The sequence below is a fragment of the Butyricicoccus pullicaecorum genome, assembly GCF_002160355.1.
GTDB lineage: Bacteria > Bacillota > Clostridia > Oscillospirales > Butyricicoccaceae > Butyricicoccus > Butyricicoccus pullicaecorum.
Genome location: NZ_NFKK01000011.1, coordinates 86,463 through 98,155, shown reverse-complemented (window position 1 = coordinate 98,155; position 11,693 = coordinate 86,463). Strand labels below are relative to the sequence as shown.

Genomic DNA, 11,693 nt, shown 5'->3' with positions numbered 1-11,693 from the left:
GCTGGGTTGTTGTCTCTCTTTTTGTTTATTCTACTAGCTCTGGGGTTCGCCGACAAAAATTGGTTAAATACTCCCGACAAAATATGGTCGCGATCTCCCGGCTCCAACATGAATCAGGCGTATCAATTTTTAACACGCTATAATCAAAGAATAGCGCCTTCCGGAATCTACGGGTTTCGGAAGGCGCTTCTTCGGCTTATTTAATAATTTGATACTTGATGCGATTTCCATATTTTGAAGGCCACAGCAGTCCGAGTTTCTCAAACTTGAGCATAAACCCGCGGATGGTAGCAGTAATGTACCGCTGGATTATTTCTTGATATTCTGCTGGCTATTCTGCAGAAGGTGTGGTATTTGTTTGTGTCAAAGGAGGAGATGACTATGAAAAAACAAATTGCCATAGCCGCAGCCATTACCGCCACTCTTGCCCTGTGGGCCGCTGTGTCGCCCCAAACTGCGGGGGTCAAGGAAACACCCGCACCAAGCCCAATGCCCACCGTAGCGGCCCCACAAACGCCGCGTACGGAGCTGAAAGAACTGGAGGTATCCCTGACAACAGAACTGGAGCCAGCTGAGGAAATGATAGCGGAGCCTGTTTTGGAGGAAACTGTGGAGCAGCCACCCGTTTCCGCACCAAAGCCCACAGCAGGGAATCAGGATGCGCCAGCGACGGAACCAACTAACACGCCCGAACCAGAGCCAACCCTGGAGCCGGAAGCCGCCGATAGCAGCTCGGAGAATATGGTCTATGTACCCGGCTTCGGCTGGCTCGAGAGCCAAGGTCCCAACCAGGTAACATACGCTGAGGATATGTACGAGAACGGCAACAAAATCGGCATTATGGGATGATGCAAAAAATGCGCCGCATAAACAAAAAATAGCCAGTTTGAAATGGGTGTAAACGCAATATGCCTATAGTACATTTTATTGGACACTATTTCTGATAGAGTATATTAATTACGAAAAGTGACTATGTACAAAACAGCAGCGACAACGACAACATCGGACAAAATATATGGCAGATCACAGTTAGCAATTAGCAGATGAAGAATGCTTGTTGAAAAACATATTAGAGCACATGCGAATATCGCAAATATTAATAAATAGCGGAAAGAACACGAAAGATATTCAAAAATGTTGAAAACGGCACAAACATTCGATATAATACAAAAGTAAACTTGCGCAAACAGATGACAGCGAGGTGTGCCAATATGTCCGATTTAATAAATGAGAACTATATCAGCATTGAAGATGCAGCGTTGTTTCTTAATATTAAGTCCGTTACTTTGCGAAAATGGATAAAAGATAAGAATGTACCTGCCCATAAAATCGGAAAGCAGTGGAAGTTTAAACGTTCCGAACTGGAAGAATGGGTAAAAAGCGGAAAGAGCGCGATGGACTAAAAGCATTTTATATAATATAAAACAATATGGAGGACCATATGAATACTCATTATGCAATTTCACTTTTTTCTGGTGCAGGTGGGCTGGATCTTGGAATTGAAGCCGCAGGATTTGTTACCCGGCTTTGTACAGATATTGATGACTTTAGTTGCAAAACGCTCGAGCTTAACAAATCAAGACAGCACGGAACTTTTTTACAGGAAGCCACAATTGCTCAACGTAATATTAAGGAATATCCAACAGAGGAGATTTTGAAGGATGCGGGACTCACCAGAGAACAGGTTGATCTGGTTTACGGAGGCCCTCCTTGCCAGGCATTTTCTGTATTTGGAAAGCGTCAGGGCATCAACGATCCTCGCGGAACACTTTTATGGGATTACATTAGGGTAATTCGTGAGATTCAACCCAAGAGCTTTATCTTTGAAAATGTCGCAGGCATTCTCACCGTTGATGATGGGCGAGTGTTTGAGATGCTGAAGGCAGCTCTGGAAACGGATGAATCCGGAAAAAAGTGTTACAATCTTTCCTCCGCATTGTTTAATACGGCTGCTTATGGCGTACCACAGTATAGACAGAGAGTCATTATTTATGGTGTGCGCAGTCATGAGGCTATTCCGCTTCCTGTGGAAACTCATTATACACAGCCGGATGCACCCATTGCCGGACTATTGCCTCCTGTTACTGTGGCGACTGCATTTAAAGGCTTGCCGGACGCGCCTTCTAATGTCATAGCCAATCATATTGGGCGAGTTCATGGTCCGGCTGTTATTGAAAGATATAAAAATATGGGATATGGAGAAAGAGATTCCAAGACAAGAATTAACCGCTTAGACCCTAATAAGCCAAGCTATACAATCGTAGTGGGCTCTGATAAGGGCGGCGGAAAAGGCCATATACACCCCTTTCTTCCTCGTGAGGTGACTCCGCGAGAGTCTGCACGGATTCAAACCTTCCCAGATTTTTGGGAATTCACAGGAACGAGTCGTCATCCCATTAGACAGGTGGGTAATGCAGTTCCTCCGCTTTTTGCGGGCGTTATCGCTTCTAATTTGTTGCGTTACGGTTTTGGCGAAGCTGATGCTCCTAATTATGCTGAGTTGGTTCATCGGTTGGGGTTATCGTATTTAGAGTGATGATTTGTACAGGAGGTATGCAACATGGCACTACCTAAAGAACCGATCGTGAAAAAGTTTTTCACCAATAAAATTGAGAGTACCCGTGATGATTGGTATGGCTATTTGGTCCGAATTGCTCGTATTTTTTATACTCTTGATGGTGAAGAGTATAACCGTGATGTGCTGATGGGAAAGTTTTCCTCAATGAGCGGTAGAAATGCCTCCCAAGCGCAAAGAGATTCGTCCAATTTCCGCGATGAGTTTGGGGCGTATGGTACCTATCTGGGAATCTATCATTTGGAGCAGCGAAACGGGAAATGGTATATTGTTGTTTCAAATGCAGCAAAAAAATTTTTGTGCTGCGAGAATCCCAACGCAGCTGCTTTCTGCCGAGCGCAATTATCGCTGTTTCAGTATCCTAATGGTGCAGGATCGGGCATTTCAGCGAATGGTGGTCAGTCTGTACAAGGAAACATCAAGGCGGATACTATGCGTGAAATTCAAAATGGAGTTAGGATAAATCCTTTCCGTTTGATATGCAAAATTGTGGTCGGAGAAGTAGAAATAAACAAGAAAAAATACAGTGATATTGCCATCCCATATACAGCGATTTTCTGCATGGTAAATGATGACCGCATTAACCAAAATTATAATCCTTCTGTAGAAATAGTTGCATCTGTGTTCTCAGAATACTGCACTGCCGGTGATAATGTAGAGATGAGCCTGGAGGGGCTGACCAATTTCAAACGTAATTTTCATATCCTTGAGAAAACCGGATTATTTACGAGAGACTCGAAATTCGGGTTGCTCATTGCACAAAGAAATTACGCTGTAGCGTACGACTGCATTAAAGTCATTGCAGATATGGATATATTCTTTGACGGTTTTGAAGAATTATATGAGTCCCCCAGTGAAGATGGAGTGCGTGATGTCATTTCTGGTCCAAAGTGGGGGGAATATTATGATGCAGCAAGACTATCGCCTGATATACTGGCAGCTTTAGGAGTTGAGGAAGATGATGCGCCAATAAAATCATTTTTATCGACACACGACTTCTCTCCTGCCCATTTATTGCAGGAACCGGACAATCAAGAAGGAATGTTCAAGAAATGGTTAACGGCGCAAACCAAAGCCAACGGAGCACCCTATTCTGAGAATACAAGAAATCAGTACATAAGTGCACTTAAGGCCATTTCTGGCTCATTCCCAGAAGCAGTTGTTCCATATACCTCAATTTTTGAGATTGCTGATGTGGCCACTTTTGATCGAAGCCAAGCTGCTATAAAAGCCGACAAAGGATATGATGCATTTAATAAGGCAAGAGGCAATGGCTCCCTATCAGCTGGTCTTGATTTGTACCGCCGTTTTCTAATGGAAAGAGTATCCTCCAATGATGTTGAATACCTTTCTACCGCCTGGTTCAGACTTGCCGCTGAAAAGTATGCTCAGGTGGATACAGAGGCAAATGAGCTGTATCAGCAGTTTCAAAGTTTATATGCTCCGGAGAAATTACGTGCCTTCCCTGATGAAGACCTGTTGGGATATATTTTCCTCGGTGTAAATGATCGTAGTCTTTGCAACGCATTAGAGTTCGATGCCCAATATACACAGTTCGGTAGCATCGCTGGCGGAACTGCATATAAATACAATTTGTTCTATAGCAGAAACGAAGAAACCTGGAAGACCTCGTTTGGTGAAGGTGGTCAGCGTTCCGTTTCTCAAGAAGAAGCTCTTGAAATAGGCAAACAAATCCGTGATGCGCTGGTAGCTGGTGCTGATATTATTTCAAACCATGAAATGCTTGTAACGGTCAACGATTACAATGATTTACTGAATGGGTTGAATACGGCTATTCCGCAGTATATTACAAAAATGTGGTTCTTGAAGTATTACCACATGATGTTCCCACATATCCTGCCCAACTTTTACAATGAAGCATGGCAGAAGCACATTCTCTGTAATTTAAACATTGTTCCTTCTGATGCGCAGTTTATCCGTATGGGACAGATCAATGTTTTTGTAAATGAGTGTGGAATCTCCAATATTGTCTTTTCGAAAATCATCTTTGATAGCATAGGATCTCCGAAAACATTCTATCGAATTGGTACAGGTGACAATGGAATCTACTTTAACGAATGGCGCCAGAATAACTATGTTGCCATTGGCTGGAATGAACTGGGAGATCTCGCGGCTACCTACCAAGAGGATGTTGACAGCAAAGGAATAATTACTGATGCGTTAAAGAGCCAGTGGAATTATGATAACAGGCTGGCCTCGCGCAAATATGGTGAAATTAATAGTTTCTATTCAGCTGCAGCTGATACTACGTATGTAGTTGCTATGGCAGGGCAAAAAGTTCTTGCTATCGGCCTTGTGACTGGCGGTTATTTCTTTGATGAAACAAAAGAATATGGGCACTGCCGGCCTGTCCGTTGGCTCAAAGTATTTGAGAAAGGGAAAACACTTCCTGTCGAGGGCGAAGGCAAGCTGACTACTTTCTACGAACTGAAAAACAGCGAAAATATATGCTACCTGTATTCTCTTCTGCATGGTCGCGATGAAACTCCTAATGATGTTCCAGAGGAAGCCCCTGTAGAACAAATTCGCCCAATCAGCTTCAATACGGGTCTGATCAGTGATCAACCTCGCAACCGTATTCTCTTTGGCGCACCAGGCACCGGTAAGAGTTTTACTCTGAACCATGAAAAGGATGCCCTGCTTGCGGATGGCGGCGAGTACGAGCGAGTGACCTTCCACCCAGACTATTCCTATGCTAATTTTGTCGGCACATATAAACCTGTGCCTTGTAAGGATAGCGACGGCAAGGATGCTATCACCTATTCTTATGTGCCAGGACCCTTCATGCGTACCTACGTGAAATCGCTTAGGAACAGTAGAACGGATGCATCCAAGCCCTTCCTGTTGATAATCGAGGAGATCAACCGTGCCAATGTCGCGGCTGTGTTCGGTGATGTGTTCCAACTGCTTGACCGTGGTGATGACGAGGTCAGTGAGTATCCGATTCAGGCGTCCGAGGACATCAAAAGGTATCTGGCGGGAGAGCTCGGCGGCAATCCAGACGATTACTCTGAAATTCGCATCCCGGATAACATGTTCATCTGGGCTACTATGAACAGTGCTGACCAGGGCGTATTCCCGATGGATACTGCATTCAAGCGTAGATGGGACTTCACCTATCTGGGTATCGATGACAGCGAAGCCGGAATTGTTGGCAAAAAGGTCATCCTCGGACAGGGAGAATATCGCCGTATCGTGGAATGGAACGCACTCCGTAAAGCCATCAACAATGAACTTCTCACTTACAAGGTCAATGAGGATAAGCTGATGGGGCCGTATTTCATTTCCAAGAAAAATCTGCGGGAAAGCGAAATGATTGACCCCACAGTGTTTACTCGCATTTTCAAGAACAAGGTCATTATGTATCTGTTCGATGATGCTGCAAAACAGAAGCGTATTACATTGTTCGGCGGCTGTGATGAGAAGGCCAAGAACCAGTATTCCAAGATTTGCAGAGAATTTGATACCAAGGGCGTGTATATCTTCTGTGAAGGAATCAGCAGCCAATTTATTGATAATGGTCCAGAGGATGATGGGGAATGATTTCGGTATTTTTACGAGAACAAAAACGCTATACACAGGAAGACCTGGTTAAAGAGTTTCATTGTTCCGAGGAAAAGACTGTTCGCATTCTGAAGCGTCTGAAAGAATATGGTGTACTGAAGGCTGTAAAAGCAAATGACACACAAAAGGATCTCACCGATCTGTTGGATGAGGACATCGAAATTGCCGATGTCGAAGTCGGTGAAAACGAATACCTGTATGTGTTCACTTTTGTTGGGGTTATTACTATTGAGGGCCGTGTGCTGAAATGCTATCCAAAATATTTGCTCGATGCCACGGCCCCCAAAGCGGAACTGAAACAAGTGCTAAAAGTTCTTGAAAAGTACAATTCCAAGGAACAAATCATTCGTATGTACAACGATACGAGTGACAGCAGCGCATTTAATATGCTGGCTGTTATGTTGTTCCTCCTTCAGGATTATTTCGAGTATGGTGCTTATACCAACACACAGGATATTATCGAATCCAACGGAACTGGTGAAATTCTCTGGGATAGAACCATCAACGAAACTTTCACTCTCCTTAGCAACAATCGTCCGTATTACCCGGAATTACTAACCATGAAGCGGGTGAATGACGATTTCGATTTTTTCAAGCGTCTTCACGAATGTATCCTCACGCGTTGTACAAAGGAATTAAGAGATGCCGACCTGTTGGATTTATTCGATATTATGGGTGTCGATATATCCGATGAGAGCATTGAGGGCTTCGGGGATAAAGAGTATGTACTGGAGCGTATCGCCAAGGAACTCAATGTCCAGTTCAACACACGCAAGCAGCTTCTGCTGAAAACGCTGTATGCCTATATAGCCAACAGCAGCGCACTGGATGATCTCGATTGCTTCAGCATGTTCGGCACAAACAGCTTCAACCTGGTATGGGAAAAAGTTTGCGCAGAAGTAATGGATAACCAGCTACAGAAGCCAATCGGTGGTTTGCGGCTTCCTGTACCGTTGGCCGCGGAGTATCGCGATTTGCGGCATAAGAAACTTATTGATTTGATTGATAAACCGCAGTGGTCCGGAACAACGCCAACTGGTGAGTGCTTTGTGAAGCAGGCCGAGGATACTCTCATCCCAGATCTTATTTCCATCGTGAAGATCGATGGAGAGTATCAGTTTATCATTTTTGATGCCAAGTACTACAACATCCAATTGAAACACAACAAAAAGCTGCGTGGTCAGCCTGGTATTGGATCCATTACCAAGCAGTATCTGTACCAGTTGGCATTCAGACCTTTTGTGGAGGCCCATCAAATTAGCACAGTACGGAACTGCTTCCTTATGCCGACTGCGTCAAAGGAGATAATCGAAAAAGGTGCTGTATCCCTGGCTATGCTGAGCAAGTTGGGGCTACAGGATATTCAGGTGCGCCTTTTGCCTGCAGAAACCATGTACCGCCATTATATTGACCATACTAAAATGGATATTTGTACACTGAATCTGTAAAATGAATGGCGGTGCATTCCGCAAAAGACATTTCTGCAAAAATATCACCCCATAAGATCTCTAATATACAGAGAGATGCGGCTGAGCAAATCGGAGAGTTTATGGAAATAGCCGCTGCAAAGTTTTGATCACTCAGGCGTATCAGTTTTTAACAAGCTATAGACAAAGATAACCGCTCGCTGAATTCCGAAGATATTCAGTGGGCGGTTACTCGTCCTTGGGGTCAACCGAAATCATGCCGGCTGCCGCCACCGGAACCCAGCGCCTCAAAGGTGCAGACGATCTCCTCGATTTGCTGAAAGCATTCGCTGTCTGCCAATGCGTCGTCCTCCAGGATGGCCTTGATTTTGCTCAAAGCCTTGTAGCACTCCATCTCCACGATTTTTGTTACATCCGTATTGACGAGTTCCGGGAAGGAAACCGGAACTTTTTCGTTTGCCAACACATGACAAAGAATTTCCTGATACAGCTCCATACAACCACCGCCTTAGTACTTATAAGTTCTACAATCAACATTCTAATGAAAATCTGCGGTATCGTCAATAGTATCAATCAGTACTAAAGGCGGTGGGCGGTATGTTCTTTCAACGACTGAGAGATTTGCGGGAGGACAGGGATCTGCGGCAGGAGGATGTAGCAGAAATTTTAGGAATCAGCCAGACGGTGTATTCCCGCTACGAGCGTGGATTCCAGACGATTCCGGTGATTCATCTTCTGAAATTGGCGGACTACTATAAGGTATCCACGGATTATATCCTCGGACGGACCAACAACAGTAAGCCGTATGATGTAAAATAGAGCATTTCAATCAAAAAGTTTGATAAAAAGAAGGAAAACCGCCTGAATAGGCGGTTTTCCTGACCAATAATGGTCCGAGTGGGGAGACTCGAACTCCCGGCATCTTGCTCCCAAATGTGTGTCGGAACCTTCAGCCGACACTCTTCCGTCCTCTTTGACACTTTCCTCTGCTTCGGCAGTTCCTCTTTAGAACTCTTTTGCCCTGCTTGTTTCAAGAAAACCTTTCGTCTTTTGGGATTTGTGTGGGATTGAATTCTGTGTATTAAAAGATATTCCGCCAGATTTGAGGGGCGATGACAGGCCAATCACCTCAGAGTAGAGACGCAGAAACTGCGCCGCATAAACAAAGAATAAAGCACTCTTTGCAAGCAGCCAGTAAAGTTAACTCATTTTACCATGCCGCCGCGCAAAAGACAACAAAGGCATACACGGGGCAATAAAGTAGTGGCTATTTCTCTCTTTCTGTGGTATTGTTCGTTTGCCAAAAGGAGGCGACGATATGCAGAAAGAAACTAACCTCACGGTAGGCCGGTGGTGCGACCGCTGGTTTTACGAGAATCAGGTCAGATGGAGCGGCAGCACTGTGGGCGGATACCGCAACCTGATCTACCGCCACATCCTCCCCGGAATCGGGGATATCCGGCTGGCGGAGCTATCAGAAGGCACCGTCACCAGTTTCTATGATAGCCTGCGGAGCCAGGGACTGAGCACAAGAAGCGTCTGGTGCGTCCATCTGCTCCTGCGGCGCTGCATGGACGAAGCGGCCCGCGACCAGCGTATCCCCTACAACCCGGTGCGGCTTTGTCAGGAGCCACAAGCAGAAGCGTATAAAACTGCTCCCTTGCGCCTGGGGCAGCTCCAGCGGTACCTGAACGCAGCGGAACAACTGGGCGCACTCCCTCTCATCTACACAGGACTATCCAGCGGCCTGCGACAATGTGAACTCATCACCTTGTCGTGGGCCGATTTTCATGTCCGCTGCCGGTACATACTCAAGGGACAGCGCCTGCTGACCCTCAACAGCAGGGCGGAGCATCTTCTGGAACGGATACCGGAAACCGGCCGCCATGTGTTTCTCAACCCCAAGACCGGAGCGCCGTACCAGCTCCACGAGTTTTACTATCTGCACAAGCGGATTCTAAAACAAGCAGGGCTTCCGTGGGTGGCCTTCCGGAACCTGCAGCGTCAGTGCATGGAGGTGGGGATATGACGCTGAAAGACTATATTCTCCGCTGGCAGGAGGTCTACGACAAGAACCAGAGCCGTCCGACCACATACGCAGCTCATGGCTACCTCTTCAAGAACCACATTCTCCCCGGACTTGGGGAGATCCAGCTCTCTGAATTGACTGTAGAGCAAGTCGGAGATTTCCTGGAGGAGCGAAAACGCTTTGGCGGTCACCGTCCGGAAAGCCCTGAATACCCAGGGCTGGGGGAGCATACCATGCGGCACATCCACCGGCTGCTCCAGCAATGTCTGGATCAGGCGATCCGAGATGGGCTGATAGTGGACAACCCCGCCCGAGCATTTCACCACCCAAAGCCCAAGAAGGTCAGCGCCAATGTGCTGACGCCCGCAGAAGTGGAGGACTATCTGGACGCAGCGGAGCGGTTGGGCCACCTCCCCATGTTCTTGCTGGCGCTGACGGTGGGACTTCGGCAAGGCGAACTGATTGCCCTAAAATGGAGCGACCTGGATGTAAAAGCGCGGACGCTGACTATCACCGAGAAACGCTCAGTGGAACGGCGGGAGCTGGTGGAATACGGAAATGATACCAGAACCGTCAGTCTAACGGAGGAAGTCGTTAAGCTCCTGCGCTTGGAACATGCCAAACACTCGAGAAGTCCGCTCATGTTCATGCACCCGGCCACCCAGAAGCCCTACTCACCCCAGATGGTGCGCCGGCTGCACAATGAGATCATCCAAGAGGCCGGGCTGGATCACATCCGGTTTGCGGATCTCCGGCACACCTGCGCCGTCCTGTCGCTGAAAAACGGAATGGACACGAAAGAGGTTTCTCAGATGCTGGGCCACTTCAGGATCGCAATGACGCGGCAGAACTATGCACCATACCTGGCCCATACTGCCGCCAAAAGCGAAAGCAAGCCCAATGAAGCATCCACGGAAGATCTTAGGAAAGCGGCAAATATTCTGGATAATCTTTTGAAATTCTGATGGATATTCTGCGGAAGGTGTGGTATATGTTTGGGTCACAAGGAGATGATGACGATGGAAAACAAACTGCTCAAAGAGCTGTATGATTACTTTTATGTCCGCCCGGAGCTTGACGAACAGGAGAACGAAGTGGAGGAGTGCCACAAAGCATTGATCGAGGCGCTGGCAAAGCCGGAACGCAAGCTGGTGCTACGAATCATTGATGCCCAGAACTTGATCATAGAACAGACCTCCCTCGACAGTTTTATTACTGGCTTTGAACTGGCGTGGAGGCTCTCAATAGAACTGCAAAATGACGAAAACGAGCGCTCATTCTCCTATCGGACCAGGAGAACGGGCGCTCGTTGTGTATGGGAAGACGAAATATAAAATGAGCCTGGGCAGCCCTCGAAAAGCTGCCCAGGCATTCTGCTTGTAGGCTTGGTTCAGCGTTCCCACAGAAGGACCGCATCCGCCACAGCCTGCTCAAATTCGGCCTGCGCCAGACCGGGGAGTTCCAGATAATCTCCCACCAAATAGTAGACCGCATCCACCTGCCGATCTACTTGATAGGTAGCTGTCTCAAAGTCGGTCAGCAGACCGTTGCCGATGCACAAATGTCCCTCACGATCCGGCATCACATCTGAGCGAAGGGTGCGGTCAAAATAGAGGAAAACAGCATTCCGTCCGTTCATCTCCCGGCTGAAGCCGTGGAAAGAATCGTAGCTTCCGCCGTGATAGTAGAGGTCGATCACCTCATCCACCGCAAGCTCTGCCGTCACCAGACCGTCCGTATAGGATATCGGCTGCGGAACATCGGCCGCACCCGCCAAAACAATGGAGAAGATCAGCATGACCGCCACGGCGATCAGGACCGCCCGCCGACGCCCACGGGAAAACTTCTTCTTCACTCCCTGAAGAACACGGGCTTCCGTTTCCGACTCCTGAGAGAGCGAGGGGACGGGAGCATCCTCCTTCATTTCCGCCAAACAGGCGCGGCATTCCTGGCATTGTGCCACATGGGCTTCGATCTCCTGCTTGCTGGCCTCGCTGCACAGCCCGTCGCAGTACAGGGGCAGCAGGTCGAAGATGATATCACATTTCATCATAATCCCTCCTTGATTTTCTGTTTC

11 protein-coding genes are annotated in these 11,693 nt (G+C 47.2%); 9 read left to right on the top strand and 2 right to left on the bottom strand.

Annotation, left to right across the window (positions count from 1 at the left end):
• Positions 1-381: 381 nt before the first annotated feature.
• The 5 genes from B5F17_RS09965 to B5F17_RS09945 all read left to right on the top strand — a co-directional run bounded on the left by B5F17_RS09965 (position 382) and on the right by B5F17_RS09945 (position 7,608).
• Positions 382-849, top strand: a complete 468-nt coding sequence (locus tag B5F17_RS09965) for a DUF6550 family protein (RefSeq protein ID WP_087373507.1) — start codon at positions 382-384, stop codon at positions 847-849.
• A gap of 362 nt (positions 850-1,211) precedes the next feature.
• Positions 1,212-1,403: a helix-turn-helix domain-containing protein gene (locus tag B5F17_RS09960; protein ID WP_087373505.1), complete on the top strand. Its 192-nt coding sequence runs from the start codon at positions 1,212-1,214 to the stop codon at positions 1,401-1,403.
• Between the two features lie 38 nt (positions 1,404-1,441).
• On the top strand, positions 1,442-2,536 hold the full coding sequence (locus B5F17_RS09955) for a DNA cytosine methyltransferase (RefSeq protein ID WP_162608146.1): 1,095 nt from the start codon (positions 1,442-1,444) through the stop codon (positions 2,534-2,536).
• Between the two features lie 24 nt (positions 2,537-2,560).
• Positions 2,561-6,139 carry a DUF8426 domain-containing protein gene (locus tag B5F17_RS09950; protein ID WP_087373501.1) on the top strand — a complete coding sequence of 1,193 codons (3,579 nt, stop codon included), beginning with the start codon at positions 2,561-2,563 and terminating at the stop codon, positions 6,137-6,139.
• Positions 6,136-7,608, top strand: coding sequence for an LlaJI family restriction endonuclease (locus B5F17_RS09945; RefSeq protein WP_087373499.1), 1,473 nt, complete (start codon positions 6,136-6,138; stop codon positions 7,606-7,608). The genes B5F17_RS09950 and B5F17_RS09945 overlap by 4 nt, the downstream gene beginning before the upstream one ends.
• Before the next feature lie 223 nt (positions 7,609-7,831).
• Here B5F17_RS09945 and B5F17_RS09940 read toward each other — a convergent pair whose 3' ends face one another.
• Positions 7,832-8,083 carry a hypothetical protein gene (locus tag B5F17_RS09940; RefSeq protein WP_087373497.1) on the bottom strand — a complete coding sequence of 84 codons (252 nt, stop codon included), beginning with the start codon at positions 8,081-8,083 and terminating at the stop codon, positions 7,832-7,834.
• Positions 8,084-8,184: 101 nt separating this feature from the next.
• Between B5F17_RS09940 and B5F17_RS09935 the strand changes: the two genes are divergently transcribed.
• The 4 genes from B5F17_RS09935 (at position 8,185) to B5F17_RS09920 (ending at position 10,950) form a co-directional block, all read left to right on the top strand.
• Positions 8,185-8,406, top strand: a complete 222-nt coding sequence (locus tag B5F17_RS09935; RefSeq protein ID WP_087373495.1) for a type II toxin-antitoxin system RelB family anti-toxin — start codon at positions 8,185-8,187, stop codon at positions 8,404-8,406.
• Between the two features lie 499 nt (positions 8,407-8,905).
• The gene (locus tag B5F17_RS09930; RefSeq protein ID WP_087373493.1) at positions 8,906-9,616 is read left to right on the top strand and encodes a tyrosine-type recombinase/integrase; all 711 of its coding nucleotides are present in this window, start codon (positions 8,906-8,908) and stop codon (positions 9,614-9,616) included.
• A complete protein-coding gene (locus B5F17_RS09925) occupies positions 9,613-10,581 on the top strand; it encodes a tyrosine-type recombinase/integrase (protein WP_087373490.1) in 969 nt (322 codons plus the stop codon). Before B5F17_RS09930 ends, B5F17_RS09925 begins: the two co-directional genes overlap by 4 nt.
• A gap of 54 nt (positions 10,582-10,635) precedes the next feature.
• A complete protein-coding gene (locus B5F17_RS09920) occupies positions 10,636-10,950 on the top strand; it encodes a DUF6809 family protein (RefSeq protein WP_330396594.1) in 315 nt (104 codons plus the stop codon).
• Between the two features lie 56 nt (positions 10,951-11,006).
• On the opposite strand, the gene B5F17_RS09915 is transcribed toward B5F17_RS09920, so the two are convergent.
• Positions 11,007-11,669 carry an anti-sigma factor family protein gene (locus B5F17_RS09915; RefSeq protein ID WP_087373488.1) on the bottom strand — a complete coding sequence of 221 codons (663 nt, stop codon included), beginning with the start codon at positions 11,667-11,669 and terminating at the stop codon, positions 11,007-11,009.
• Positions 11,670-11,693 lie beyond the last annotated feature (24 nt).